This is a genomic window from Nocardioides zhouii (assembly GCF_004137345.1).
Lineage (GTDB): Bacteria > Actinomycetota > Actinomycetes > Propionibacteriales > Nocardioidaceae > Nocardioides > Nocardioides zhouii.
In genome coordinates, this window is the sequence record NZ_SDWV01000015.1 from 17456 (window position 1) to 44279 (window position 26824).

General features: G+C 71.8%; 26 protein-coding genes and 1 pseudogene. 14 read left to right on the forward strand and 13 right to left on the reverse strand.

The genetic code is table 11. The features are described 5' to 3' along the window. Positions 1-19: 19 nt before the first annotated feature. Positions 20-1468: a serine/threonine-protein kinase gene (locus tag EUA94_RS14595; RefSeq protein WP_165356905.1), complete on the forward strand. Its 1449-nt coding sequence runs from the start codon at positions 20-22 to the stop codon at positions 1466-1468. On the opposite strand, the gene EUA94_RS14600 is transcribed toward EUA94_RS14595, so the two are convergent. Together EUA94_RS14600 and EUA94_RS14605 are read right to left on the reverse strand one after the other, a co-directional pair. Further along, a complete protein-coding gene (locus tag EUA94_RS14600; RefSeq protein WP_129427624.1) occupies positions 1465-2115 on the reverse strand; it encodes a hypothetical protein in 651 nt (216 codons plus the stop codon). The genes EUA94_RS14595 and EUA94_RS14600 overlap by 4 nt on opposite strands. A gap of 37 nt (positions 2116-2152) precedes the next feature. Next, the gene (locus EUA94_RS14605) at positions 2153-2812 is read right to left on the reverse strand and encodes a hypothetical protein (RefSeq protein ID WP_129427625.1); all 660 of its coding nucleotides are present in this window, start codon (positions 2810-2812) and stop codon (positions 2153-2155) included. A 61-nt stretch (positions 2813-2873) separates the two neighbouring features. Here EUA94_RS14605 and EUA94_RS14610 point away from each other — a divergent pair, with 61 nt between their 5' ends. Further along, positions 2874-4379, forward strand: coding sequence for an amidohydrolase (locus EUA94_RS14610; protein ID WP_129427626.1), 1506 nt, complete (start codon positions 2874-2876; stop codon positions 4377-4379). A gap of 133 nt (positions 4380-4512) precedes the next feature. On the opposite strand, the gene EUA94_RS14615 is transcribed toward EUA94_RS14610, so the two are convergent. Then, the gene (locus EUA94_RS14615; RefSeq protein WP_129427627.1) at positions 4513-5694 is read right to left on the reverse strand and encodes an RsbRD N-terminal domain-containing protein; all 1182 of its coding nucleotides are present in this window, start codon (positions 5692-5694) and stop codon (positions 4513-4515) included. Positions 5695-5797: 103 nt separating this feature from the next. Here EUA94_RS14615 and EUA94_RS14620 point away from each other — a divergent pair, with 103 nt between their 5' ends. From EUA94_RS14620 to EUA94_RS14635, 4 genes are all read left to right on the forward strand, one after another. Next, complete coding sequence (locus EUA94_RS14620; RefSeq protein ID WP_129427628.1) at positions 5798-6934, forward strand: ferredoxin reductase; 1137 nt, start codon at positions 5798-5800, stop codon at positions 6932-6934. Between the two features lie 34 nt (positions 6935-6968). Next, positions 6969-8198, forward strand: coding sequence for a fatty acid desaturase family protein (locus EUA94_RS14625; RefSeq protein WP_129427629.1), 1230 nt, complete (start codon positions 6969-6971; stop codon positions 8196-8198). 620 nt (positions 8199-8818) lie between these two features. Continuing rightward, the gene (locus tag EUA94_RS22165) at positions 8819-9067 is read left to right on the forward strand and encodes a hypothetical protein (protein WP_165356906.1); all 249 of its coding nucleotides are present in this window, start codon (positions 8819-8821) and stop codon (positions 9065-9067) included. A gap of 66 nt (positions 9068-9133) precedes the next feature. After that, positions 9134-10636: a PQQ-binding-like beta-propeller repeat protein gene (locus tag EUA94_RS14635; protein WP_129427630.1), complete on the forward strand. Its 1503-nt coding sequence runs from the start codon at positions 9134-9136 to the stop codon at positions 10634-10636. Positions 10637-10718: 82 nt separating this feature from the next. On the opposite strand, the gene EUA94_RS14640 is transcribed toward EUA94_RS14635, so the two are convergent. Next, positions 10719-11648 (reverse strand): oxidoreductase, encoded by a 930-nt coding sequence (locus EUA94_RS14640; RefSeq protein WP_129427631.1) that lies wholly within the window; start codon positions 11646-11648, stop codon positions 10719-10721. Then, on the reverse strand, positions 11645-12472 hold the full coding sequence (locus EUA94_RS14645) for a maleylpyruvate isomerase family mycothiol-dependent enzyme (RefSeq protein ID WP_129427632.1): 828 nt from the start codon (positions 12470-12472) through the stop codon (positions 11645-11647). Before EUA94_RS14645 ends, EUA94_RS14640 begins: the two co-directional genes overlap by 4 nt. Before the next feature lie 233 nt (positions 12473-12705). Between EUA94_RS14645 and EUA94_RS14650 the strand changes: the two genes are divergently transcribed. The 4 genes from EUA94_RS14650 (at position 12706) to EUA94_RS14665 (ending at position 15921) form a co-directional block, all read left to right on the forward strand. Then, positions 12706-12918, forward strand: a complete 213-nt coding sequence (locus EUA94_RS14650) for a DUF6458 family protein (protein ID WP_129427633.1) — start codon at positions 12706-12708, stop codon at positions 12916-12918. 88 nt (positions 12919-13006) lie between these two features. Next, positions 13007-13516, forward strand: a complete 510-nt coding sequence (locus tag EUA94_RS14655) for a SigE family RNA polymerase sigma factor (protein ID WP_129427634.1) — start codon at positions 13007-13009, stop codon at positions 13514-13516. Next, positions 13513-14355: a hypothetical protein gene (locus EUA94_RS14660; RefSeq protein ID WP_129427635.1), complete on the forward strand. Its 843-nt coding sequence runs from the start codon at positions 13513-13515 to the stop codon at positions 14353-14355. The genes EUA94_RS14655 and EUA94_RS14660 overlap by 4 nt, the downstream gene beginning before the upstream one ends. A 189-nt stretch (positions 14356-14544) precedes the next feature. Then, positions 14545-15921 carry a FlgD immunoglobulin-like domain containing protein gene (locus EUA94_RS14665; protein ID WP_129427636.1) on the forward strand — a complete coding sequence of 459 codons (1377 nt, stop codon included), beginning with the start codon at positions 14545-14547 and terminating at the stop codon, positions 15919-15921. A 7-nt stretch (positions 15922-15928) separates the two neighbouring features. On the opposite strand, the pseudogene EUA94_RS14670 reads toward EUA94_RS14665, so the two are convergent. The 5 genes and pseudogenes from EUA94_RS14670 to EUA94_RS14690 form a co-directional block, all read right to left on the reverse strand. Then, positions 15929-16532: pseudogene (locus EUA94_RS14670) on the reverse strand (response regulator). Beyond that, positions 16529-17653, reverse strand: a complete 1125-nt coding sequence (locus EUA94_RS14675; RefSeq protein WP_129427637.1) for a sensor histidine kinase — start codon at positions 17651-17653, stop codon at positions 16529-16531. Before EUA94_RS14675 ends, EUA94_RS14670 begins: the two are co-directional and overlap by 4 nt. Beyond that, positions 17590-18390: an ABC transporter permease gene (locus tag EUA94_RS14680; protein ID WP_242494891.1), complete on the reverse strand. Its 801-nt coding sequence runs from the start codon at positions 18388-18390 to the stop codon at positions 17590-17592. Before EUA94_RS14680 ends, EUA94_RS14675 begins: the two co-directional genes overlap by 64 nt. Then, positions 18387-19277 carry an ABC transporter ATP-binding protein gene (locus tag EUA94_RS14685; RefSeq protein WP_129427638.1) on the reverse strand — a complete coding sequence of 297 codons (891 nt, stop codon included), beginning with the start codon at positions 19275-19277 and terminating at the stop codon, positions 18387-18389. The genes EUA94_RS14680 and EUA94_RS14685 overlap by 4 nt, the downstream gene beginning before the upstream one ends. A 168-nt stretch (positions 19278-19445) precedes the next feature. After that, complete coding sequence (locus EUA94_RS14690) at positions 19446-21320, reverse strand: acyl-CoA dehydrogenase (RefSeq protein WP_129427639.1); 1875 nt, start codon at positions 21318-21320, stop codon at positions 19446-19448. A gap of 239 nt (positions 21321-21559) precedes the next feature. On the opposite strand from EUA94_RS14690, the gene EUA94_RS14695 reads away from it, so the two are divergent. Beyond that, a complete protein-coding gene (locus EUA94_RS14695; protein WP_129427640.1) occupies positions 21560-22462 on the forward strand; it encodes a sulfite exporter TauE/SafE family protein in 903 nt (300 codons plus the stop codon). A gap of 79 nt (positions 22463-22541) precedes the next feature. Continuing rightward, complete coding sequence (locus EUA94_RS14700) at positions 22542-23000, forward strand: RrF2 family transcriptional regulator (RefSeq protein ID WP_129427641.1); 459 nt, start codon at positions 22542-22544, stop codon at positions 22998-23000. Between the two features lie 21 nt (positions 23001-23021). Here EUA94_RS14700 and EUA94_RS14705 read toward each other — a convergent pair whose 3' ends face one another. Beyond that, positions 23022-23558, reverse strand: a complete 537-nt coding sequence (locus tag EUA94_RS14705; RefSeq protein ID WP_129427642.1) for a hypothetical protein — start codon at positions 23556-23558, stop codon at positions 23022-23024. A gap of 147 nt (positions 23559-23705) precedes the next feature. Between EUA94_RS14705 and EUA94_RS14710 the strand changes: the two genes are divergently transcribed. After that, the gene (locus tag EUA94_RS14710; protein WP_129427643.1) at positions 23706-24212 is read left to right on the forward strand and encodes a SigE family RNA polymerase sigma factor; all 507 of its coding nucleotides are present in this window, start codon (positions 23706-23708) and stop codon (positions 24210-24212) included. 10 nt (positions 24213-24222) lie between these two features. Continuing rightward, positions 24223-25020 carry a hypothetical protein gene (locus EUA94_RS22170; RefSeq protein WP_165356907.1) on the forward strand — a complete coding sequence of 266 codons (798 nt, stop codon included), beginning with the start codon at positions 24223-24225 and terminating at the stop codon, positions 25018-25020. A 6-nt stretch (positions 25021-25026) separates the two neighbouring features. Here EUA94_RS22170 and EUA94_RS14720 read toward each other — a convergent pair whose 3' ends face one another. Next, complete coding sequence (locus tag EUA94_RS14720) at positions 25027-25659, reverse strand: DUF2461 domain-containing protein (protein ID WP_129427644.1); 633 nt, start codon at positions 25657-25659, stop codon at positions 25027-25029. 31 nt (positions 25660-25690) lie between these two features. Further along, on the reverse strand, positions 25691-26437 hold the full coding sequence (locus tag EUA94_RS14725) for a helix-turn-helix transcriptional regulator (RefSeq protein WP_242494892.1): 747 nt from the start codon (positions 26435-26437) through the stop codon (positions 25691-25693). Positions 26438-26824: the final 387 nt, after the last annotated feature.

Sequence of the window (26824 nt, forward strand, 5' to 3'; positions counted from 1 at the left end):
CCTGCACGATAATGCCCGGGTGTCCGCTCCTTCTCGTCTCGGTCGTTATCCGGTGCGCCGCCGCATCGGATCGGGAGCCTTCGCGACCGTGTGGCTCGCCTACGACGAGCACCTCGACTCCCCGGTGGCGATCAAGGTGCTCGCCGACAACTGGACCGGCGACCTCCACATCCGGCAGCGCTTCCTCGAGGAGGGCCGCTTCCTCCGCAAGGTCGAGTCGCCCCACGTCGTGACGGTCTACGACGCCGGCGAGCTCGCCGACGACCGTCCCTACCTCGTGATGGCGTACGCCGACCAGGGCACGCTCGCCGACCGGCTCGAGCTCTCCGCCCTCGAGCCGTCGCAGGCCCTCACCATGCTGACCCAGGTCGGTCGCGGCCTGACCGCCCTGCACGACCGCGGCGTGCTGCACCGCGACATCAAGCCCGCCAACGTCCTCTTCCGCACCGTCGAGAGCGCCCGCGGGTCGCAGGTCGTGGCGATGGTCGGCGACCTCGGGCTGGGCAAGGCGATGGACATGTCGTCGCGGCTCACGATGGTCGGCGGCACCCCGACGTACGTCGCTCCCGAGCAGGCGCTGGGCGAGGGGCTCGACGCGCGGGCCGACCAGTTCTCCCTGGCGGCCCTCAGCTACTACCTCCTCGCCGGCCGCCAGCCCTTCCACCACACGACCCTCGCGGCTGCCGAGGACCCGGCGCCGCCGCCACCGATGGGCATCGACAACCCCGAGGCCGAGGCAGTGGTGCTCAAGGGCCTGGCCAAGGACCGCGCGGACCGCTACGACGACATCGAGTCCTTCACGAGCGCCCTCGTCGATGCGCTCGGCGGCCAGGTGGAGGAAGCGCCGCTGGCGTGGATCCCCGCCGACCCCGACCTCACCCAGGCCGCACCGCGCCCCGAGGACACCGGCCCCGTGGACGAGCTCCCGCCACTGGCAGCGCCCAGGCGCCGTCGCCTCCCGTGGCTGGTCGCGGGGATCGTGGCCCTGGCCGCCGGGGCCGGCGTGGGTTGGTCGGCCGAGCAGGCCGCCACGTCCGAGCGCACCCTCGTCGACGCGACCGAGACGATCTCGGTCACCGTGCCGGAGTCGTGGACCGCGCAGGTCGACCCCGAGCAGTGGACCCCGATCGAGGGACAGCAGGAGCAGCCGTCGATCGCCACTGGCTCGCGATCCGGGTGGAACACCGACGATCCGGCGCCGGGTGTCTTCGTGGGAGTGCTGCAGGCCGACAAGCTGCCGTCCCGCGTGCCGCAGCACTTCGACTGCGAGACCACGGGCGAGGTGATCAAGGACCAGCAGGACGGCGACGCCTCGATGACGGTCTTCTCCAAGGGATGTCCCGGGACCGACGTGGTGGTCGAGCGCGTCGTGCAGCTGACGTCCAACCGCCTGCTGTGGGTGCAGATCCGCAGCGACGACCGCGGCACCGCCAACCGGGTGCTGGCGTCGGTGACGACGTACCTCTAGGCCGCCGGCCGGCGCGCGCCCAGCGTCATCGACTCCGCGACGCGGCCGATGAGCTCGGACATGCCCGACACGTCCGCGGCGCGGCCGGTCACCGCGATCTCGACCTGGGCGTTGTCGGAGCCGGTGAGGTCGAGCCAGGTGAGGAACCCGTGGCGCAGGTGGTTGCTGGTGATGTACGTGTAGTGGAGGCTGTTCGCGGTCCGGCTGCGGACCTTGACCGCTGCCTCATCCTCGACAAGCTCGTCGATGCGGCGGTCCAGGGTCCAGGCGATGGAGCGCCGGTTGCTGATCACCTGCTCGACCCGCATGTAGAAGCCGAAGGACTGGAAGTCCGGCGGGCGCCACTGCCACTCGGTGAGCGAGTTGGGCGAGAACCGCCACCCGGCGGGCCGCAGCAGCGACAGCCCGAAGTCGCCGATCCCCACCTGCTGCCGGACGAGCTCGATGCCGGGCTCGAGCGGGGCGAAGTCGGGATCGGGCAGCAGGTCGGGCACCGGGTCGACCGGCAGGCTCGGCGACGCCGCGGCGACCGGGACGGCCGCTCCCTCGCCGAGCGGTTGCTCGCCGAGCGACCAGGACGCGGCGTACCCGCCGCCGACGCCGAGCGCCAGCAGCAGCGCCAGCACCGTCGGCCCCCGCCATGTCACGGCGGACAATCTAGGCCACCGTCAGCCGTGGCGGCCGTCAGCCGGTCTCGACCACGCCGCCGCTCGCCCCGCGCATGCCTTCGGCCACCCGCCGGATCAGGTCGCGGGTGCCGGGCGTGTCCTTCTGCCGGCCGTGCACGACGATCTCGACGTCGGCCTGGCCGCTGAGGTCGAGGTCGAGCCACCGCATGAAGCTGTGGCGGAAGTTGTCCTCATTGCTGCGGTACGTGTACTCCAGCGAGTCCGCACCGCGCTCGAGGATGTCGACGTCGACCTGCTCGCGCTCGAGGCGCTCGATCCGGATGTCGATGGCGTCCTCGATGGTGATGTCCTGGCTGTTGATCTGCTCGATCCGCATCACGTACGTGTTGTTGGACGTGCCCGGCTTCTTCCACTTGAACTCGTTGGTCGCGTTGGCGTTGGTGACCCAGCCGACCGGCGCGGGGAAGGTGATCTCGAACTTGCCGGTGCCCAGCTTCTGGGTCTCCATCGGAAGGCCCGGCCTGAGCGCCGGGTCGTCCGGGTCCTGCTCGAAGGGCAGGGGCGCCTCGATCGGGAGCTCGGGCTGCTCGGCCGGCACGGGCGCCGGGACCCCCGCCCCGATCGCTGTGTCGCGGGCCTGCACGGACGCGGCGTACCCGCTCCCGGTGCCGATCGCCAGGAGCGCGACCAGCACCGCAGGCCCCCGCCAATCCATGCCACGACTGTATCCGCCACCTGCCCGGTCCGGTCCATCACGGACGTCCTACGGTGGCGGCATGCTGATCCGCGACGCCCGCCTGGTGGCCCTCACCGACGCCACGGCGGGTCCGGTCGACGTACGCATCGAGGACGGCCGCGTCACCGAGGTCGGGCCGTCGCTGGACACGCGCGGGGACGAGGGGGCGTACGACGCGGGCGGGCGCTGGCTGATGCCGGGTCTCTGGGACCAGCACGTGCACCTCGGCCAGTGGACGCTCGCCTCGGCGCGCCTCGACCTCGCGGGGGTGCGGTCGAGCGCCGAGGCCGTGGCGGCCGTGCGCGAGCGGCTCGAGGAGTGGCCCGACCTGCCCGTCATCGGCTGGGGTCACCGGCCGACGGCATGGCCCGACAACCCGGCTGTCTCCGACCTCGACGCGATCGACACCGACCAGCCGATCGTGCTGATCGCCGGCGACGGGCACCACGGCTGGCTCAACACGATCGCGCTGCACATGCTGGCGCTCTCGACGCGGGACAGCATGGTCAGCGAGGGCGAGTGGTTCCAGGCGTACGGGCGGCTGGCGGGGGTGATGGGCTCGGACGGGACGGGGCCTGACGCCTACCGCCGATCGATGGAAGCGGCGGCCGCGCAGGGCGTGGTCGGACTGGTGGACCTCGAGTTCAGCGGCGGCGTCGCCGACTGGGTCGCCCGCTGGTCGGCGGGTGCGGACCTGCTGCGGATCCGGCACGCCTGCTACGCCGACGGGCTCGACGACGTGCTCGCCCGTGGGCTGCGCTCGGGCGACCCCCTCGCCGACTCGCTGCCCGATGGTGGGGGCCGCCTGACGATGGGTCCGCTCAAGATCATCAGCGACGGCTCCCTCAACACCCGCACCGCTTGGTGCCGCGAGCCGTACGCCGAGAAGGCTGTCCCCGGCAGCGAGTCCGGCCAGCCCAACCAGACCGCGACCGAGCTGAGGTCCCTCCTCGCCCGCGCGGCGGCCGGCGGCCTCGACGTCGCCGTCCACGCGATCGGCGACCGCGCGGTCACCGAGGCGCTCGACGCGTTCGAGGAGACCGGCGCCCGCGGGGGGATCGAGCACGTGCAGCTCACCACCCGTGACGACGTACGCCGCCTCGCTGCCCTCGGCGTCCGCGCCAGCGTGCAGCCTGCCCACCTCCTCGACGACCGCGACGTCACCGAGCGGCTCTGGCCGGGGCGCGCCGAGCGCTGCTTCCCGCTGCGCTGGATGGTCGACGCCGGGGTCGACGTGGTCCTCGGCTCGGACGCCCCCGTCTCCCCGCTCGACCCCTGGCTCGCGGTCGCCGCGGCGGTCCACCGCTCCGCCGACGAGCGGGAGCCGTGGCACCCCGAGCAGGCGATCACCGCGCGCGAGGCCCTCGCCGCCTCGACCGACGGTTGGGGCACCGTCGCCGCCGGCCACCCCGCCGACCTCGTCCTCCTCGACGCCGACCCCCTCGCCGGGGACTCCGGCCGCGAGCACGCGCTCGCGCTGCGGGCCTTTGCCGACCGGGTCGTCGCGACCTGGGTCGCCGGCTCGCCGGTGTACGAGCGCGCCTGACCGGGTGCGCTCGAGCCACAGCGCGGCTCGAGCGGAACCGTGGACGCTTGACGACCGAGATGGACGCTGGACGCACGGCATGGCGTGCGTCGAGCGGCCCATGGTCCGCTCGAGTCGGCCCCCGGACGGGGGATCAGGCCAGGGCGAGCGTCGCGTCGAGCACGAAGGCGGGGTCGTCGAGGCGGTCGCCGTAGACCTCCCGGAGCTGGCCGACGCGGTAGCGCACGGTCTGCGCGTGCACGAAGAGCTCTTCGGCGACCGCGTCGCGACGCCCGTGGTGGAGGAGCCAGCTGCGGAGGGTGTCGGTGAGCTTCTCGGCGGTCGAGGGGCGCAGGTCGGCGAGCGGCGCGAGCACGCGCGCCCGCAGGTCGGCACGGCTCTCGGCGTCGGCGGCGAGCACGAGCGCGGCGAGGTGGTCGTCGGTGTCGACCAGGCCCTCGATCTCCAGCGCCGAGCACCGCAGCGCGCGCCGGTGCGAGCCGCCCACCTCCAGCCACGGTGTGCTCGGCCCCACGACGGCGTCGGTGCCGCGCAGCGCGCGGAGCAACGTACGCCGGGCCGTGGTCGACGCGGCGCTCGGCACGAGCAGCGACGTGTGGCCCTCGGGCAGCCCGGGCACGTCGTCGGTGGGCTGGAGGGTCTGCGCGTCGAGGGCTGTCAGTGCGTGCGAGACCTGCGACTCCGGGAGGACGACGGCGGTCAGCGCGCCCGGCGGTTCCCAGTCGGCCCGCTCGGCTGCGGCGTTGACCGCGTCGGCCGGGGCGCCCGTGAGCAGGGCGCGGGCGAGCCGCTCGAGGTTGCGCTGCCGCACCCGGCCACTGCTCTCCAGCTCGTCGGTGTGACCGGCGACCGAGGCCGCCGAGAGCTCGTCGATGTAGGCGAAGACCAGCTCGGCGAAGCGGGCCAGCTGGCCGGAGTCGACCCCGGCCGCCACGGCGGTCTCGGCCATCTCGCGCCACGAGGCGCGGGCGCCGATGCGGTAGGCGGAGAGGAGCGCCTCGACCGTACGTCCGCTGCGCGCCTCGCCGCGGCCGAGCTGGTAGGCGCCCTCGATCGCCGGCGCCCTCGGGGCGTCGGCGTCCTGGCGGGTGGCGAGGGTGAGGAAGCCGCCGAGGGCGAGCTGGACCGCGTTGCGGATCACCTCGCCCATCCGGCCGCTCCACGCGCCGGCATAGCTGGGCACCTCCTCGACGATGTGGAGCACCGCGCTGTCGGCGACCTCGGCGAGGCGGGCGCGGAGGGCCGCTGCCACCTCCGGGTCGAGGCCGACCACGGTGGGTGATTGTGTGGTGGGGCGCACAGTCCGCTGTGCCATCGGGTCTCCTGAGGGTATTTTTGTTCGCTACGAACAAGAGTGTACGCCGGATTCACGTGCTCAGGGCAGGAACAACGGGCCCCCGACGGGCACATTGGTACCTATGACCACGACTCTCGAGCCGCCCACGGGCGGCACCGGCACCCGACGGAGCCGACGCATCGGAGACCACCTGGTCCGCGTCGCCGAGGCGGCCACCACGCCGTACCTCCCGGCCGACTTCATGGACCTCTTCGCCCCGCTGCGCTCCGGCGCCGACCTGCGAGGACGCATCGAGTCCGTGCACCCCGAGACCGCCGACGCCGCGACCATCGTGATCCGCCCCGGCGCCGACTGGGCGGGCCACGTGCCCGGCCAGTACCTGCGCATCGGCATCGACGTCGACGGCGTACGCCAGTGGCGCGCCTACTCGCTGACCCACGGTCCGCGTCGCGACGGCCGCATCTCCATCACCGTCAAGGCCGTGCCCGACGGGCTGGTCAGCAACCACCTCGTCCACCGGGCGCAGCCCGGGACGCTCGTCCACCTCGAGCAGGCCGCGGGCGAGTTCATCCTCCCGCCCGCAGGCGGCAAGTTCCTCATGGTGACTGCCGGCTCCGGCATCACCCCGGTCATCGGGATGCTGCGCAACCTGTTCCCGAGCACCGACGACGGCGTGCTGCGCCCGGCGCGCAGCGCCGACCACGACATCGTGGTCGTCCACGTCGCCCCGAGCCACCCCGACTCGATCTTCATCCGCGACCTCGAGGCGCTCGACGCCGCCGGCGCCATCCGCCTCGTCGCGCGGTACGACGACGAGCACGGCGTGCTCGACGTCGACGACCTGGCCACCTTCGTGCCCGACCTCGCCGAGCGTACGACCCTCGCCTGCGGGCCCGCCGGCCTGCTCGACGCCCTCGCCGCGCACCACGAGGCCGCGGGGATCACCCTGACGACCGAGCAGTTCCGCACCGCTCGCGTCGAGCCGGGCGACGGTGGCACCGTCCGCTTCACCTCCGGCGCCACCCTCGACCTCGACGGCGCCACGCCCATCCTGGACGCGGCCGAGGCGGCCGGCATGTTGATGCCCAGCGGCTGCCGGATGGGCATCTGCATGGGCTGCGTGATCCCGCTCCGTGAGGGCAGCGTGCGTGACCTGCGCAACGGCGCCATCACGACCGCGGTCCCCGGCGAGACCGGCGACCTCAAGGTGCAGACCTGCATCAACGCCGCCGCCGGCCCCTGCCACATCGACCACTGACCCAGACCTCCCCCGACACCCCCAGGAGATCGACATGACCACCGTCCAGAAGAAGCCGCACGTCGGCCAGAGCAACCCGATCGCGCACCTCACCGAGGCCGACATCGAGCAGATCGGGGTCGAGCTCGACGCCATCCGCCAGGAGGTCCTCGACTCGCGCGGCGCGAACGACGCGGCGTACATCCGCAAGCTCATCGACCGGCAGCGCAAGATCGAGCTCGGCTCGCGCGCGGTGCTGCTCTTCAGCGCCTTCCCGCCGGCCTGGGTCGTCGGCACCGCCGGCCTCAGTGTCGCCAAGATCCTCGACAACATGGAGATCGGCCACAACATCCTGCACGGCCAGTGGGACTGGATGCGCGACCCGAAGATCCACTCCTCCACCTGGGAGTGGGACATGGCGTCGCCCGCCGCGCAGTGGAAGCACAGCCACAACGAGGTGCACCACACGTACACCAACGTCGTCGGCAAGGACAACGACCTCGGCTACGGCATCATGCGCGTCGACGAGGACCAGACCTGGGCGCCGTTCCACCTCGGCCAGCCGATCTGGTGCTTCATCAACGCGGTCTTCTTCGAGTACGGCATCGCCGCGTACGACCTCGACCTCGGCGCCGTGGTCAAGAAGAAGCAGACCAAGGACCCGGTCTTCCGGGCCCGCGCGAAGCAGGTGCTCACCAAGATCCGCAAGCAGGCGACCAAGGACTACGCGGTCCACCCGGCGCTGTCGATCCCGACCGGCTCCTTCCTGCCGACCCTGGCGGCCAACTTCACGGCCAACATCGTCCGCAACCTGTGGTCCAACTCGATCATCCTGTGCGGCCACTTCCCCGAGGGCGTCGAGACCTTCGAGAAGCGCTCCATCGAGGGCGAGACGAAGGGCGAGTGGTACGTCCGCCAGATGCTCGGCTCGGCCAACATCTCCGGCTCGAAGGCACTGCACCTGATGAGCGGCAACCTGTCGCACCAGATCGAGCACCACCTGTTCCCGGACCTGCCGTCCAACCGCTACGCGGAGATCGCGCCCCAGGTGCAGGCCCTCTTCGACAAGTACGAGCTCACCTACCTCGCGCGTCCGCTCGTCCCGCAGGTCTACTCGGCCTGGCACAAGGTCGTCCGGCTCTCGCTGCCCAACGGCTGGCTCAAGACCACGAACGCCAAGAACGCCCCCCAGCAGCTCGGGATCCTCTACAAGATGGCCACGGGCGACCGCCGTACGCGGCGCCTCCTGGGTCGCAAGCTGGAGAGCGAATCACGGGCCGCCTGAGGGCCTCAAATCGTTTGACACGAAGGTTTCCGTTGTTTGCTGTGCAATTTGCCACGGAAAGTGCTGGTCTGGACCTCCATAACTAAACTGGATCATTGGTAGTTGTACGGATGTATCAAGGGCACACTGGGTACATCCTGTACATCAGGAACTATCGATCGTGGGGGTCGAGAACATGGAAACCAGCATGAACACATCAGGACAGGTCCGATGATCCGCGTCGGCGCAGTGGGGCAGGCTCAGCCTCCCGTCGCGCGCGAGGAGTCGTACGACATACGCAGCGAGCCGTCACGGCCCGCCGTGCCGCGTCCGCGGCGCACTGTCGACGTGGGGTCGACGGTCCGGCCACCTGCCGCCTGACGTTCTGCCCGAGACACGGGCTGCCCGGCACCTGCCGGGCAGCCCGTTTCGGCGTGCCCCGGGGCGGCGGCAACTGTCAAGGCCGGACCCGTCGTCCGCGGGGTGCTCACGGGGGAACGAGGAGCTGTCTGGACCTGTCTGGACCGTCTTCCGAAGACTTCCCGAAGGGTTCCGCTAGTCCCGGTCGGCGCGGTCCGGGCGCTCCTACCCTTGGTCCAGGTAGTCCGTGGGGGACCGCCGATTGTGGGAGGAGTCCGCACATGCGGAAGCAGCGCAACGACGACAGCTTGACCTGGGACGTCGCGGGACGGATCAAGGCACTGGAGCAGTTCACCGGCTCGCTCGTGGCACGCCGTGCCGAGGCCGACGGGATCCCGATCAACGAGGCCCCGCCGACGCGGGTGCCCGAGCCGCGGCACTCGCGGATCTTCCTGCGCGGCGCGGAGGGCTTCGGCGCGTACTCCGACCTCACGGTCACCGCGCCGGCGCCGCGCCCGGCCATGGACTGAGGGCCGACCGACCGTTCGCGGCCGAGCCTCCCGACCAGGGGCACGCTGTTCACCTAGGGTCAGCCGGTGGTCTGGCTGGTCGGTGCGCTTCTCCTGCTCTGGCTGGCCTGGGGCCCCGTCGTGCTCGTGGTGGCGGCCGCCGTCCTCTGCGTGCCGCGCGCCCGCTGGTGGGTGCAGGACCGGATCCACGTCGACCGCCGAGCCGTGGCGATCCTGACCGGAGCCGTTGCGGCGCTCGTCGCCCTCGTGCTCGCCGTGCCCGACGGCTGGCTCCCGATCCCGCCGGCTCCGGGTACCTGGGCCGCGCCGTCGTACGTCGGCCGGCCGGTGACGCCGCACCCGGTGGTCGCGGCCGAGGTGCCGCAGAACCCGCACCGCGTCGGACCCGCCCCGGTCTCGTGGCCCGGACCGCTCGGCCTGCAGCCCGAGGTGGAGACCTCGTGGCTCGGCCTCCAGCGCTGCGGTGACCTCGCGCCCACCTCGACCGGCGTACTGGTGGCGAGGTGCACCGACCGGTCGGGTGCGAGCCTGCGGATGGTCGATGCCGAGACGATGCGACCGACCGCCACGTACGACCTGGGCGAGACGTCCGACGACCCGGCGTGCGCGACCGAGGCGTTCTACGTCGACGACGCCGACCGTGCCGTGGTGGCGGGCGTACGCGCGGTGTCGACCTATCGCACCCGGTCCGGTGGCGACGAGTCCGCGCTCGACCCCGACGGCAGCTGGGACCTCAGGCCGTGGATCCCCTTCGGCGACTGCGTCGTCGCCATCGCCCCCGACTGGTCGGGCCTCGTCTGGTGGGTCTCGCGGCAAGGACTGGTCGGCACCCTCGCGCCCGAGTCGGGCCGGGTCGCCGTGACCGACCTCGGCGAGCAGGTCCGCCGCGGGCTCGCGGTCGACGAGGGCGGGGCCTACGTCGTCACCGACGAGGCGCTCCACCGGTTGGTGGCCGGGGCCGAGGGGGCGCCGCAGGAGCAGTGGCGCACGGAGTACGCCGGCGCCAGCGGGTCGGCCCCGGTCCTGCTCGACGGTGGCGTGGTCGCCGTCACCGACACCGTCGAGTCCCGGCTGGGAGTGGTGTTCCTGGCGCGCGACACCGGGGCGGGCCTGTGCCGCCAGTCGGTCTTCGAGGAGGACGACGGCGCGACGTCCAGCACCCTGGCCCCTCTCGGTCGCGGTGTGGTGGTCGCCAACAACCACGGCTACTCCTCGCCGCGGAGCACGCTCCTCGGCTTCACGAGCGACGCCGGCATCGCCCGCGTCGACCTGGGCGACGACGGCTGCGTCGTGGAGTGGACGAGCGAGGCGGTCTCGCCGAGCTCGGGGGTGACGGCGAGCTGGCCCACCGGCCTGGTCTACGCCTGGACGAAGCGGCCGTCCATGACCGGCGTGAGCGCGTGGTACCTCACCGCCCTCGACGCCGAGTCGGGTCGCACGATGTGGAGCGTACGCACCGGCACCGGCCTGCTCGCCGGCAGCGACGGGTCGCGGATCACGATCGGCCCCGACGGCTCGGCCTGGGTGGGCACGCTGGCCGGCCTGGTCCGGGTGCGCGACCGCAGCTGAGGCTCGCTACCTAGGGACGTTCTCGTAGGTCCGACGGGCGGATCTCCTACCAGTTTGTCCCTAGATACCCGGCAGCCGAGAGTCAGGGCCAGGTGAGGCCGACGGTCTCCTCGCTGGTCTCCCAGAGCCGGCGCTGCGCCATCTCGTCGCGGGCGAGCGGGGTCGAACCGACGATGCCGGGACGACCGCGGCCCTGGCCGGGACCGGTGGGTCCGACGTACGTCCCGCCGGGCAGGTCGGCGGTCGCGGCCATCAGGGTCGGCCAGGCGCCGGCCTCCGCGGACTGCGACACCGCCTTGACGGCCGCGTCGATGATGGCGGCGCCGCGCTGCTCGATGCCGCGCATCTGGCCGTTGACCACGAGGTGCGTGCCGGCCAGCCCGGGGTGTGCGGCCAGCGCGAGCACCGGGAGCCCGGCCCGCCGCAGCCGCCGGTCGAGCTCGAAGGTGAAGAGCAGGTTGGCGAGCTTCGTCTGGCCGTAGACGCCCCACCGGCTGTAGCGCCGCCGCGCGCGCGGGTCGCCGAGCGGCGCGGAGCGAGCGACGCGGTGCATCTGCGAGGACAGCGTCACGACCCGGCCGTCACCCGACGCGACGAGCTGGTCGAGCAGGAGGCCGGTCAGGAGGAACGGCCCGAAGTGGTTGGTCGCCATCTGCGACTCCAGCCCGTCCGCAGTGCGGCGGAACGGCGTGGCCATGATGCCGGCGTTGTTGACCAGGAGGTGGATCGGCCCGAGCGCGGCGGCGGTCGTCGCGGCCGCGCGTACGGACGTGAGGTCGGACAGGTCCACGACGAGGGAGTCGAGCGGAGCGCCCGGGACCTCTGCGGTGATCGCCTCGGCAGCGGCGGCGAGCTTGTCCGGCGTACGTCCGGCGAGCACGACGCGGGCACCGTGCCGGGCCAGCTCGAGGGCGGTGTGGAAGCCGAGTCCGCCCAGGGTCGGGCCGGTCACCACGGCGGTGCGACCGGTCAGGTCGCCGATGTCGTCGGTCGTCCAGGCTGCCTCGCTCACGGGGTCACGCCCATCGCGGAGATGACGCGCTCGCCGAGCTCGGCGTCTCCGGTCACGCCGACGGCGTCGGGCTCCGGCCGGCGTCGCCCGCCGGCCAGGACGATGAAGGTCTCGCGGTCCATGGCCAGGGTGACGGCAGGCTCGCCGTCCGCCGGCGCCGCGACCCGGCCGCGCCCGTCGTCGCCGACGACCGCGGCCACCGGTGCGTGCCCGGCGACCTCGAGGCGTACGACGCTGCCGGCCGGTGCCTGTGCCCGCTTGCCGACGATGAAGGGAAGGCTCTCCATCAGGTAGCCGGCGGAGTGGAGCGCGGGCGCCGAGTCGAGGTTGCCCGGCATGTCGAGGGCGCGGCGTACGTCCTGCTCGTGCATCCACACGTCGAGCGGCCGGTTGCGCAGGAGCAGGCCGGTGGTCCAGCCGATCGCGCCGAACAGCCCCGGCGCGGGAGCGTGGGGGTCCGAGGGAGGGTCGGCGAGCAGCTGCGTGTGGCGGGCGGTCGTGGACTCGCGGATCTCGGTGATGAGCGTGTCGGGCGACTCGTCGCGGCGCAGCACCACGCCCTGCTCGGTGAACTGCCCCATCATCCCGTGGGCGTGCGGGGCGTCGCCGATGTCGACCTCCTCGTGCCGGCGCCCGGCGAGCAGCGCCTCGAGGTGCGCGGTGTGGGCGGCGACGGCACGCACGTCCCACCCGGGCAGGTCGGTCGGCACGGACCACTGGTCGTCGCCGACGTGCTCGAGGACGCGGGTGAAGGAGTCGACCGCCTCCCACCACACGGCGACGAGGGCGGCCAGGCGCTCCTGATCCTTCACGGCGTCGGTCATGGGGAGAGCGTAGGCCCACCCGCAGGGACGGAATCAGGGCAGATCGCCGGACCCGTTCGGCAGTTTCGACCACGGTGTCGCCTGCAGACGCCTAACGTCGACCGCATTGACCGGCCCGATTCGCGGCGCAGCGGCCTCACTGGGGACGGGTTGCGCCGTTTGCGCGCCCGGCCGCCCTACGCTGCCGGGGACGGCTCGTTCCCGAGCCGACCGCACCACGACAAGGAGTCGTCATGGGAATCGGCATCGGCATCCTGCTGCTCGTCATCGGACTGATCCTGCTGTTCGCCATCAAGGAGTTCCCGCAGTCCGTCCAGGACGTGGTCGACCCCACCACCGTCGGGTGGATCCTGGTCATCGCGGGCGTCCTGTCGCTCGTGCTCGGCCTCGTCATGAACAACCAGCGCTCGCGGACCACCCACGTCGAGGAGCGCCGCGACCTCTGACCTCGCGGTCCCACTCAACCTCGCGACCCCTCCGTTCGTGGTTAGCGGTGGAGGGGCACACCGTCCCTCCGGGTCTGGAGGAGCCGGGATGTCGAAGCCGGACGACGCATCGTTCGAGGAGTTCGTCCACGCCTCGTGGCCGAGCCTGAGGCAGGGCGCGTATGCCCTGACGGGCAGCGTCCCGGACGCCGAGGACCTCGTGCAGACCGTGCTGGTCCGTGCGTACGCGCGGTGGTCGCGGGTGGGTCGGGACAACCCGATCGCCTACGTGCGGCGCAGCCTCGTCAACGCGTACGTCGACACCTGGCGCCGTCGGCAGCGGTTCCGCGAGCACCCGGTCGACGAGGTCCCCGAGGTGGCCGGACCGGCGTCGTACGACGTGGTGGCCATCGACGACCGCCTCGACCTGGCCGGACGGCTCGCGCTGCTGTCACCGCGCGAGCGCACGATGCTCGTCATGCGGCACTACTTCGACCTCCCCGAGCGGGAGGTCGCGGAGGTGATGGGCTGCTCGGTCGGCACGGTGAAGAGCACGTGCTCACGCGCACTGGCGCGACTCCGGATCCCGGTCTCGACCCCGACGGGAGAACAACGATGACGCACGACCAGTTCAAGCAGGTGGTCGACACCCTCGACACCGGCCTCCCGCAGCGCCCCGACGTCGCGGGCATCCGCGCGCAGGGGCGGGCCGTACGCCGCCGTCGGCGCGGCATCGCCATCGCGAGTGGCCTCGCGGCGGCGGCAGTCGTCGCCGTACCCCTCGCGGTGACCGCCGGCGGGTCCGGCGACGGCACGCCCCAGGTCGCGGACGACACGTCGGTGTCGCCGAGCCCGACACCGTCGCCGGATCCGTCTCCCACCCGCACGGTCGACCCGTCGGCGTACGACGACCAGTCGGACCGGATGACGGCGGCGGTGAAGGACGTGTTCCCGCAGGCCAGGCGCACGAGCGACGAGTTCTACGACTCGATGGTCATGGATGGCGACGTCGTCGACATCACGCTGGGCGACCCGGTCAACTGGGACACGGTCTTCAGGTGGAACCAGGTCTTCGACGTCGGCGACCTCGCGCTGTTCTCGGTGTCGACGTCGTGGAACGAGCCGACCCCGGGGATCGCATGGTGCAGCCGCGGGACGTTCGAGCTCGAGTCGGACTGCACCATGACGCAGCTCGACGGTGGACGCCTGCTGGTGCTCCACGACGGGGTGCGGATCCAGGGCCAGGAGGACGGCGTCTGGAGCCGCTACGCGCAGGTCGTCTCCCCACAGTCGGACGGAGGGCTGATGCAACAGGTCGACGTCTGGGCCACGGAGTCGGGCATGACCTGGGCCGCGGCCCAGCGGGAGCTCCCGTCGCTGGAGGACCTCGGGTCGATCGCCCAGGACGAGCGGATGCGGCTGCCCGAGCCGTCCTCGCTCCCCGAGCTGCCGCAGTAGCCCGCCGGGCGACGACCCTCGTCGACGCCGACCGGTTCACCGTCAGCCACCGGTTCCTGGCGCCTGTCTAGAGCCAGCCGCGCCGCCTCAGCCGGAGTAGTCGGCCCGGCGGCGCAACTCCTCGGCCGCGGGCAGAGTCTATGGTCGTGAGCGGCGCATCGAGCGCCACTGCTCCACGGGGGGTCTCCGGTGCCACGACGTCATCTCGCGTTCCTGCTCGCCGCGGCAGTCGTCGCCGCCACGCTGAGCAGTGCGCCGCCCGCGACTGCGGGGACTGCGGCGCCGGCCGAGTTCGCGGTCGTGGCTCCCGAGTCCTTCTCGCCCGACGGTGACGGGGTGAAGGACGAGATCCCGGTGCGCATCATGCTGCCGCGCGATGCCGCCAAGGTCGTCGTCGAGATCGCCCACTACTACGGGCGAGGGGTCGTGCGCACCACCGCGATCCTGCTCAGGCAATCGGCCGGGGTGACGACTTGGACATGGGACGGCCGGTCCGATCGTGGGAAGCGGCTTCGCGACGGGCCGTACGTCGTCGAGGTGCGCGCGGTCTGGGCGGACACCCGGATCCCGCGCGGAGCACCGCTCATGGACGTCGTCCACATCGACACCGAGTTCGACCCCTCGCTGAGTGCGCCGACCTTCGGCGTCGCGGAGGGGAAGGCGACCTATCGCGTCTTCCCGCGGTCCACCGCCGTGCGCGACTCCCTGCCGCTCCGCGCGCGCATCGACGAGCACGCGGTGACGAGGCTGAGCCTGGTGATCCGCAACAGCGCGGGGCGCGTCGTGCGGGAGGTCGACGCCAACCGGGTGGTCGAGGAGTCCAGCCTCGGCTACCTCCCGGACGGCGACGGCGGCCTGGAGGAGCTCAAGGCACGGGGCCGCACGGTTGAGTGGACCGGCCGCCGAGGTGGGAGGCCGCTCCCGCCAGGCCGCTACACGGGCGTGGTCGAGGGGCGCGACCGCGCGGGGAACAGGGGCAGCTCGGAGACCCTGAGTCTCTTCGTCTCGCGGGACCGGCTCGTGTGGAAGGAGAAGACCGAGGAGGTCGGTGTTGCTGCGTCGGCGGTCGAGTCGTGCGACTTCTACCCCGACGAGTACAAGTGCGCCGACGGGGCCGACTGCGGGTCGGTGGTGCCCAGTGCGATCTTCCCCGGCGGGCTCAGCTATCGCTCCGGGCCGAGCCGACCCGACTGCCGGGAGGTGACCGCCCGGTCCCTGCACTACCTGGAGGTCCCCGAGGCGACCGGCGTACGCGGGCTCGATGCGGTCCGGGTGGCCTTCGCCGGTGCGCCAACGACGGCCGGGGAGACCGACATCGGGACGTTGAAGGTGTACGGACCGGTCGTCGGGTCGACCCTGACGAGCGCGAACGTCTTCGGCGTCTCTGGCCAGTCCGCCTGGGCACCCGACCCCCTGTGGGGTGACGGCCTGGCACCGGAGGGCGGTGACTACCGCGTGCTCCAGCGCGACCCTGCCGCGCTGTGGCAGTTCGCGACAACCGGCGACGACGCGGTCGACGTCCGCACGTGGACCGTCGACGTCCGCTACCTGGCCGTCGAGCGCTGAGGCCGGCTCACAACCAGCCGCGCTCCTGCGCGATCCGGGCCGCCTCGCTGCGCGTCGTCGCGCCGGTCTTGCCGATCGCGGCGGACAGGTGGTTGCGCACGGTGCCCTCCGAGAGGTGCACGCGCGCGGCGATCGCGGCCACCGGCGATCCGTCGAGGGCGTGCGTCAGCAGCTCGCTCTCGCGACCGGTCAGCGGGCTCGGGCCGTCGATCAGCGACTCCGCGGCGAGGTCCGGGTCGATGACCCGCAGCCCGGCGTGGACCCGGCGTACGGCGTCGGCCAGCTGCCGGGCGGGCGTGTCCTTAAACGAAGCCGGAGGCGCCCGCCTCGATGGCGCGGCGGACGTAGCCCGGCCGGCCGAAGGTCGTCACGATCAGGGACCTGACGCCCGGCAGCTCGCGGCGTACGGCAGCGGCGGCCTCGATGCCAGTGAGCCCCGGCATCTCGATGTCGAGCAGGCACACCTCGGCGCCCGACTCGCGCGCGGCCGCGACCACCTCGTCGCCGCGGCCCACCTGGGCGACGACCTCGAGGTCGGTCTCGAGGTCGAGGAGCGCTGCCAGCGCACCGCGGACGAGGGCCTGGTCGTCGGCCAGCAGCAGCCGGATCACGGGAGCGCCACCCGGACGCGGGTGCCCGGTGTCGCCGGGGTGACCTCGAGCGTGCCGCCGGCGCCCGCGACCCGCTCGCGCATGCCGCGCAGCCCGTTGCCCTCGGCGCCGGAGCAGCCCTCGCCGTCGTCGGTGACGGTGATGCCGTCGGTGCCGAGCTCGATCACGACGGCGTCCGCCCGCGCATGGCGTACGACGTTGGTGACCGACTCGCGCAGCACCCAGGCCATCAGCGCCCGGTGTCGCGGATCGGTGTCGGCGACCGTGCCGACGACGCTCGCGGAGATCCCGGCGTCGGCCAGGACGAGCGGCGCCGCGGGGAGCTCGGCCTCGAGGTTGCCGGCCCGTAGGCCGCCGACCGTGGCGCGCACCTCCGCCAGCGCCTGGCGGGCGGTGGCCTGGATGGACTCCAGCTCCTCCTTGGCCCGCGCGGGGTCGATGTCGATGAGCCGGGCGGCGAGCTCGGCCTTGACCGACAGGGCGGTCAGCGAGTGGCCGAGGACGTCGTGCACGTCCCGGGCGACGCGTTCGCGCTCGGCGACCAGGGCGTACGCGCCCTGCGCCTCGTGGGCGAGGTGCTCGCGCTCGCCGAAGATCCGCAGCATCACGCCGCCGAGCATGATCGGCCAGAGCATGAGGAAGAGGTAGGGCGGGAAGCCGTCGATGCTGAGCAGCGACAGCAGCGGTACGGCGGCCCAGAACGCGACGGCCCACTTCCAGCCGGGGCTGGGCAGCTCGAGGGCCGAGAGCATCGCGAGGTAGGGGGTGTAGGAGATGACGCCGATGCCGATCACCGGCAGCGTCGCCAGTGCGAGGACGAGCATCAGGCCGAGGAACAGCCAGGCGTTGCCGCGCCGCGCGTAGCCCAGGACGTTGGACACCGCGAAGCCGAGGATGCACAACAGGGACAGCGCCTTGACCGCGGCGGGCACGTCGGCGTCGAGGACGGCGATGACCGGGTAGACCAGGAAGACCAGCCAGATCGAGGCGAACGCCCAGCCCCACTTGACCCACGGGTTCGCGGGGAGCGGCTCCGGCTCCGGGCGCGCGTGGGCGCTCACGTGCGCGCCCGGCTGCGGCGTACGCCCCAGATCGCCAGCAGGGAGAAGATCACGGTCCACGCGAGCACGTTAGCGACCGGGAGCCACAGCGGGTCGCGTCCGGCCACCGGCAGCCACCCGTCGGTCAGCGGGAAGCGGGCCAGCGCGGCGTAGCCGTAGAGCGGGGTCAGCCGGCCGAGGTCGAGCATGAAGCCGCTCATCGGCGTGAAGACGTTGCCGAGGAAGGCCATCACCACGATCAGTCCGGACGCGATGCCGGGGGCGTTGGTGCCGCGGAAGGCGAGGCAGATCGCCAGGCCGTAGATCGCGAAGAGTGCCGAGCCGAGCCAGACGATGACGGCGGCGAGCACCCAGTCCGACCAGCTGCCGCGCGCTCCGGTGGCGGCGCCGATCCCGAAGATCAGCGCGACCGGCATTGCGGCGACGGTCATCGCGACTGCTGCCTTCGCGGCGACGAACGCCAGCGGCCGCATCGGCGTCAGCCCGAGCTGGCGGCCCCACCCCATCACCTGCTCCATCGCGGCACTCCCGGCGACCCCGGTGGTGGCGGTGACGGCGCCGTACGCGGCCATCGAGATCATCACGTACATCGCGACGTTGCCGCTGCCGACGGCGTCGTCGGAGCCGAGGCCGAAGACGAGGTACATGAACGTCGGCAGGCCGACGATGAAGAACATCCCGATCCGGTCGCGCAGCTGGCGGCGCAGGTCGAGCCGGGCGTACGTCGCCATGGCCGGGCGCGGGAGGGGGCGGGCGCCGGTCGTGCTGCTCGTCGTTGCGTGGCTGAGGGTGGTCATCGGGAGGCTCCTTCGAGGATGGCGTCGACGGGGATCTCGGCGGTCAGGGCGAGGAAGGCGGCCTCGAGGCTGGCGGCCGAGACCTCGAGGTCGGTGACACCGAGAGGCGCGAGCGCGTCGCGGACCCGGTCGAGCCAGGCGGCGTCGATGCCGTCGGTGCCGACGACCTCGGCCGGTGGGCGGAAGGTGACTGTGCGTCCTCCGTACGCCGCCCGCACGTCGGTGGTCGGTGCGTCGTGGACGATGCGGCCGTGGTTCATCAGGACCGTCCGCTCGGCGAACTCGTCGGCCTCGGCGAGGTAGTGGGTGGCGAAGACGATCGTGCGACCGAGTGCTGCGTCGGCGCGCATGGTCTGCCAGAACTCCTGCCTGGCACCGACGTCCATGCCAGTCGTGGGCTCGTCGAGGATCACCAGGTCGGGGTCGGGGATCAGGGCGAGGGCGAACTTCAGCCGCTGCTGCTCGCCGCCCGAGCACGCCTCGACCCGGCGCCCGGCCAGTGCGGTCAGGTTGGCCCGCTCGAGGACGACGTCGACGCGGTCGGTACGGCCGTGGAGTGCCGCGATGGCCCGGACCGTCTCGGCGACCGTGAAGTCGTTGAGCAGCCCGCCGGTCTGCATCACGGCCGAGACCCGGCCCGCGCGGACCGCCTCGGCGGGCGCCATGCCGTACACCTCCACAGTGCCGGCGTCGGGGCGGGTCAGCCCGAGCAGCATGTCGACCGTCGTGGTCTTGCCGGCGCCGTTGGGGCCGAGGAACGCGACGATCTCGCCGGGTCGGATGGTCAGGTCGACATCGTCGACCGCCACCACGTTCTCGCCGGTGGCGGTGCGGAAGGACTTGCGGAGGCCGGTGGCTCGTACGGCTGGGGTGCTGGTGTCGATCATGACCCGAGCGTGTCGGCGTATGCCCCGCTTGGCCTCAGGCGTGTGTCACGACCTCGCCATGACACCTGTCATCGCTCTGTTCGCTGGCCCCACGCACGAGCGGTGGCCCACCCACACTCCCCGGTCGGGAAATGTGGCTGGACCACCGCTCGGTGGTGGATCAGACGGTCAGAAGGAGGCCTCGTCGAGGTCCATCAGGTCGAGGTCGATGCCCTCGGCGATGGCGCGCTCGGCGGTGATCTTCGGCAGGTTGGTCTGGGCGAAGAACTGCGCGGCCGCGACCTTGCCGTCGTAGAACGCCTTGTCCTTCGCGGACACGTCGCCGCCGAGCTTGGTCAGCGCGACCTCGGCCTGGCGCAGCAGCAGCCACCCGCAGACGACGTCGCCGAGCGCCATCAGCAGGCGCGAGGTGTTGAGCCCGACCTTGTAGATGTTGCGCAGCTCGTCGGCCGACGACATCAGGTCGTTGATCATGTGCCCGACGATCGCGTTGGCGTCCTCGAGCGCGGTGGCGAGCAGGGCCCGCTCGTTCTTGAGGCGACCGTTGCCGGCCTCGGAGGCGATGAAGCCCTCGATCTCCTTCGCCAGGTGGCCGAGCGCCTTGCCCTGGTCCTTGACGATCTTGCGGAAGAAGAAGTCCTGGCCCTGGATCGCGGTCGTGCCCTCGTAGAGGGTGTCGATCTTGGCGTCGCGGACGTACTGCTCGATCGGGTACTCCTGCAGGAAGCCGGAGCCGCCGAAGGTCTGCAGCGACTCGGTGCCGAGCAGGACCCACGAGCGCTCGGAGCCGTAGCCCTTCACGATCGGGAGCAGCAGGTCGTTGACCGCAGCGGCGAGGCGGGCCTCGTCGGAGTCGGGGGTGCCCGCGTGCTCGGCGACCATGACCTGGTCCTGCCAGGTGGCGGTGTAGAGCACCAGCGCGCGCATCGCCTCGGCGAACGACTTCTGCGTCATCAGCGAGCGGCGTACGTCGGGGTGGTGGGTGATCGTCACGCGGGGCGCGGTCTTGTCGGCGGCCTGCGTGAGGTCGGCACCCTGCACGCGCTCCTTGGCGTACTCGAGCGCGTTGAGGTAGCCGGTCGAGAGGGTGGCGATGGCCTTGGTGCCGACCATCATCCGGGCGTTCTCGATGACCTGAAACATCTGGGCGATGCCGTCGTGCACCTCGCCGAGCAGCCAGCCCTTGGCGGCCTCGCCGCCGCCGACCTGCGGGTCGCCGAAGGTGACCTCGCAGGTGTTGGAGACCTTGATGCCCATCTTGTGCTCGACGTTGGTGACGTACACGCCGTTGCGCTCGCCGGTCAGCTCGCCGGTCTCGAGGTCGAAGTGGTGCTCGGGCATCCAGAAGAGGGAGAGGCCCTTGGTGCCGGGGCCGCCGGCGCCGTCCACGCCCTCGGGGCGGGCGAGCACGAGGTGCATGATGTTCTCGCTCATGTCGTGCGTCGCGCTGGTGATGAAGCGCTTGACCCCGGTGATGTTCCAGGTGCCGTCGTCGTTGGCGACCGCCTTGGCGCGGCCGGCGCCCACGTCGGAGCCGGCGTCGGGCTCGGTGAGCACCATCGTGCAGCCCCACTGGCGGTCGACCATGTACTGGGCGACGGCCTTGTCGCGCTCGTTGCCGTTGCGGTGGACCACGTTGGCGAACGCCGGCCCGGCGGCGTACATCCACACCGGGGCGTTGGCGCCGAGCACCATCTCGCCGATGGCCCAGATGAGGGACGACGGGGCGGGGGTGCCGCCCATCTCCTCGAAGACCTGCAGGCGCCAGAACTCGGAGTCCATCCAGGCCTGGTAGCTGGCCTTGAACGACGCCGGCACGGGCGCGGTGTGCGTCGCGGGGTCGAAGACCGGCGGGTTGCGGTCGCTTTCCTCGTACGACGAGGCGATGTCCTCGCGGGAGAGGCGCTCGACCTCGCGCAGGATCTCGCGCGCGCTCTCGCCGTCGATCTCGCCGAAGGGCCCGGAGCCGAGCACGTCGTCGCGGCCGAGCACCTCGAAGAGGTTGAACTCGATGTCGCGGAGGTTGGTCTTGTAGTGGCTCACAGCTTCCACCTGTTCCGTGTCGCGGTCTGGGGGCGGGAGGCAGCGCCTACTCGCCAGTAACTTAATGATGCCTCGCGTCCAGCCGTCGCGCAACACGAACGGCGGATGTCGCCGATCACAGGCATGGCTCGCCGAGGTGGTGATCGGATTTGGCTATCAGGGCATGTATGTCTAGCCTTTCACCCAACAAACGAAGTTGCTCGACTTAGACCTGTCCAGATCCTGAAAGGGGCCCGCACATGCGCAAGCTCATCGTTCTCGGAGTCGTGGGCCTCATCGCCCAGCTCATCGACGGCTCCCTGGGCATGGCCTACGGCGTCACGTCCTCCACCCTCCTGCTGGCCGCCGGCGTGGCCCCGGCCGCCGCCTCGGCCGCCGTGCACTTCTCAGAGATCGGCACCTCGCTGGTCTCCGGCGCCTCGCACCACAAGCTCGGCAACGTCGACTGGCGCACCGTCTCGATCCTCGCGGTGCCCGGCTTCGTCGGCGCCTTCCTCGGCGCGACGCTCCTGTCGAACATGGATGCCGCGATCGCCAAGCCGGTCGTCGCCGTGATCCTGATGAGCCTGGGCATCTACGTCGTCTACCGCTTCCTGCGCCTCGGTGGCGCCCGACCGACCTTCAAGGGGCACCCCTCCGCGATGTTCCTCGCGCCGATGGGCCTGGTCGCCGGCACGCTCGACGCCGTCGGCGGCGGCGGGTGGGGCCCGGTCGGCACCACCTCGCTGCTCTCCAGCGGCCGTCTCGAGCCCCGCAAGGTGGTCGGCTCGATCGACACCTCGGAGTTCGTCGTGGCCGTCGGCGGTTCGCTCGGCTTCCTGATCGGCCTCGGCGCCGAGGGCATCAACTGGGGCTACGCCGGCGCGCTGCTCGCCGGCGGTGTCATCGCCGCGCCGATCGCCGCGTGGCTGGTCAGGCACCTCGCCGCCCGCGTCCTGGGCACCGCTGCCGGTGGCCTGATCATCCTGACGAACTCCAAGACGCTGCTCGAGGCCGTCGGTGTTCCCGGGGTCGGCGTCGCCGTCGCCGCCGCGACGATCTTCGTCCTCTGGATCACCGGCATCGTCTGGGCCGTCAAGCAGGAGCGCCTCTCCCGGAGCGTCGCTGCTGACGAGCCCGAGCTGGAGTCGGCCCCCGTCTGACGCCGGGCGTACGACACCTTCACCCGACGTACGGCGCAACAACCACTGTGTTGGCCGACATATCTGACAAACTGCGCCTATGCGCGTCTCCGCCAAAGCCGACTATGCCCTCCGGGCCCTGATCGAGATCGCGGTGCGCACCGACGGCACGGCCGTCAGCGCCGAGCAGCTCGGCAAGGCGCAGGGGATCCCGCACGGCTTCCTCCAGGCCATCCTCGCCGACCTACGCCGCGCGGACATCGTGGTGTCGCAGCGCGGCCAGTCGGGTGGCTGGCGGTTCGCGCGCGAGCCGCGCTCGGTCACGGTCGCCGACGTGATCCGCGCGGTCGACGGCCCGCTGGTGTCGGTCTACGGCCTCCGTCCAGAGGCGGTGGCGTACGACGACTCCGCCCAAGTGCTGCAGCACGTGTGGATCGCGGCGCGCAGCTCGCTGCGGATGGTCTTCGAGCAGGTCAGCATCCAGGACCTGGCCGACGGCAAGCTGCCGGAGGGCGTCGCCGCCCTCACCGAGGACGAGGACGCCTGGCAGCCGCACTGACGTGCGGCACGACCGCCGGGCCTAGGCGGCCAGGCGCTTGTTGACCTGCTTGCGGCGGCGGGAGATCTTGGCGAGCCGCTTGTCGAGGCGCGCCTCCTCCTCGATCAGCGCGATGCGTGCGACCTGCGCGGCGAGCATCTCGTCGGGGAGGTTGTCGGGCAGCACGTGGACGCGGTCGGCCTTGACCAGTGACAGCCACGCCGCCGGTGGCGGGACGGCGAAGCCGCTGGTGACGACGAGGACGACCTTGAACCCGGCGAGGCCGTCGAGCGCGAGGGCGGCCTGCTCGGACGTCGCGTCGAAGAACGCCGGCATGCTCACGAAGCAGTCGGACTTGGCCTTGTGCGCGCGGCGGCACACCATCGCCCACGCGCCCTCCACCTGCTTGCGCTTGAGGCCCTCGGCCTTGTGCGTACGCCGGATCTCGATGCCCGCGTGGTCGAAGACCTCGGGGTCGGCGTCGGGTACGGCGATCCGGCCGAGCGCGAGTGCGTCGCGCATCGCCGGGACTTCCGCGGCGTCGGGGCCGATGTGGAGCAGGAACAGTCTCTTGGCCATGGCGCCAGCCTCGCGCGCCCGGGCGTCGCGGGCGTGAACGCGGGTCGTCGCCGGGTCGAACAGGCAGAGTCTTTACCTGGTCTGGTGTGACGTCGTGGCGGTCCCGCGCGTCTCCCTCATGACGCCGAACCACACCCAGGGAGAGACATGCCCCGTACGAGCGAGGAGTTCGAGGAGTTCGCCGTCGCGCGGACGCCTCAGCTCTACCGCGCGGCGTGGCTGATGTGCGGCGAGGCCCACCGGGCCGAGGACCTCGTCCAGGAGACGCTGGCCAAGGTGTACGTCCGGTGGCACCGCCGACTGGGCGCACCGATCGAGCACCCGGTCGCGTACGCCCACACGACGCTGGCCCGCACCTACATCAGTGCGCAGCGCCGACGCAGCAACCACGAGACCCCGAGCGAGCACCTGCCCGAGACGGTCGAGACGGGTGGAGACGCCGCCACCCGACTCGCGTTGCGGGAGGCGCTCGACGAGCTCGCGCCGATGGACCGGGCCGTCCTGGTCCTGCGCTACCTCGAGGACGTCTCCGTGGCCGACACCGCTGACGCGCTCGGCGTCAGTCCCGGTGCCGTCCGCAACCGCACGATCCGTGCGCTCGACCGACTCCGCGCCGTGCTGGGTCCGTCCCTCCGCGACCTGCTGGAAACCTGAGGAGGATTCCATGTCACCCCATGACTCCGGCGTCACCGACCTGCTCCGCCGTGCCAGTGACGACCTCACCCCCGACGTCGACCGCCTCGTCCGCGGCGGCATCTCCCGCGGCCGCTCGCGCCAGCGCCGCGCCCGGATCGGTACGACGGTCGCCTCGCTCGCCGTGATCGGCGTCGTCGGCGGACTGGCGGTCGTCGTACCCCATCTGGGCGGTGCCGACAGTGCGCGCGACCCCGGGATCGGCACGGAGGGCGCTTCCGCCACCGAGGCGCCGTCGCCGACCCCGGCACCCGATCCCGACCGGGCGCCGCCCGCCGACGAGCTGCGCACCCTCGTGTTGCCGCAGGACATGTCGGACACGCTGCTGACCCTCACAGGCGCCTCCCGGGTCGACGCCGTCACGATCGACGAGTCCGGCAAGGACCGTGCGCGGCTCTACTACGCGAGCGTCGACGGGGCCCAGGTCTCCTTCTGGATCCGGTGGTACAACAACCCTCAGGTCGTCGAGGACGGCGGTCAGCCGCTGCCGCCGAGCCACATCTGCGAGCCCGAGGTGGAGCCTGACTGCACCACGCTGCCCGACGGATCGCGCCTGCTGCGCGAGGAGGTACGCCCGGGCGGAGGGACCGGCGTGCCGGAGACCTTCCTCGAGCGCTCGCTCACCCTGGCGACGTACGACGGTTGGCAGATCAGCGTCATCGCGCGGAACACGACCGACGAGAAGCAGGGCGAGGTGGTCGCCGACGAGCCGGTGCTCACGATGGACGAGATGCAGGCACTTGCGACCAGCACCGCCTGGTACGCCTGAGCAGGGTCAGTCGACCGGGACGGCCCGCAGCCAGCTGACCAGCGGACGCAGGGTCTTCCAGTCCTCGCGGACACGGTCCAGGAGTCCGGCGTCGATCGCGTCGGCCTCGAAGCCGTAGGACTTGTTGGCGATGAGCTGCTTGCGCCGGAGCAGCTCGATCCTCGGGTGGTCGGCGTCGTAGCCGCGCGGCGACGTCTTGAGCCGGTCGCCGCCGATCTCGAAGCCGTCCTTCTCGAGCCGCTTGAGCAGCCGCTCGAGCGCCTTGCCGGACTTCTCGTCGGCCATCGCCTCGCGGATCGCGGCCAGCCGCGGGCCGTCGGCGTCGTAGAAGCCGGCGCCGACCCGCGTGCCACGCGCGGAGATCTCGACGTACCAGCCGGTCGACGGCCCGGCGCCGACGTACGCGCCCTGGTGGGTCTTGTAGGGCGTCTTGTCCTTGGCGAAGCGGACGTCGCGGTAGGGCCGGAACACCTTGGCCGGCCCGAACTCGGGCTCGAGCGCGGCGATGAGCGCCTTCATCGGCGCCTCCACCGACTCCTTCCAGACGGCCTTGTGGGCCTCCCAGAACGACTTGGTGTTGTCCATCTCGAGGTCGTCGTAGAAGTCGAGCGCGGCGACGGGGAATCCGGTGAAGCTCACCCGGCGACGCTAGCCCACCGGCGTACGGCGTTCAGGCCCGTGGTTCGGGTGGGGCGACCAGCCCGGTGTCGTAGGCGCGGATGACGAGCTGCGTCCGGTCCCGGAGGTCGTGCAGCGTGAGGATGTCGCTGACGTAGCCCTTGACGGTGTTCTCGGACAAGTGGAGCGCGGCGGCAATCTCCTTGTTGGAGAAGCCGCGGGCCACGAGCAGCACCACGTCGTGCTGGCGCTCGGTGAGCGGCATGGCCGCGACCGGCCGACGCTGCTTGCCCTGCCGCTCCTCGGCCAGGGCGTCCTCGGCGGCGCTCACGCGCGCGGCCAGGTCGTCGACGTCACGACTGCGGCGGGCCCAAGCGAACCCGAAGGCACCGGGCAGCAGCACGAAGAGGGCGAGCGTCGGCGGGATGTTGGACAGGTCGTCGCTGGGGTCCACGGCGATCGCCACCGAGACGGCGATGCCGAGCAGCCCGATGCCCAGCGCGGCCTCGGTCGAGGCGGCGTGCGCGGCGACCGAGTACGAGGCGATCATCGCGGCGAACAGCACCGCCATCTGATCGGGCGACTCGGTCACGAGGGACTCGATCGTCATGCCGGCCGCGAACCCCAGTGCCATCAGGCTCGGCCACGTGCGTCGACCGGCCCGCGTCGCGACCGTTGCCGCAGCGAGCCCGGCTCGCGTGAGGTCGAACGAGAGCGGATGCCCGCCGTCCGCGCCGAGCGTCTCGACGAACGCGAGCGCGGCGAAGACGAGGGCGAGCGCCTTGTCGAAGAGGGGCACGACACCACGGTAGGGACGGTGGAGCCCGTGTGTCCCCTACTCAGGTAGGCAATCCTCCCGACCCGAGCAGGTGTCGCGGTCCTCCGTCCGCTCGGAGCATGGAGGCATGCGATCCGACCTGACCTCCGCGCCCCGCTGGGCCATCTTCTGCGCGTACGTCGGCGGCCTCCTGCTGGCCATCGTCCCTGCCCTCGTCGAGCTCGTCATGGGCGACTTCTTCCTGCTGCTTCCCGTCGGCTTGATGCTCGCGCTCGCGGTCCTCTGGCCCCTGCGCGGAAGCACCGCCCACCTGGTGTTCGCCGTGCTCCTCGGGCTGGCGATCACCACGGAGCTGGGGGAGCAGTTCTTCTTCCCGGGTGACGTTCCGGCCTGGGCAGACGCCCTCCC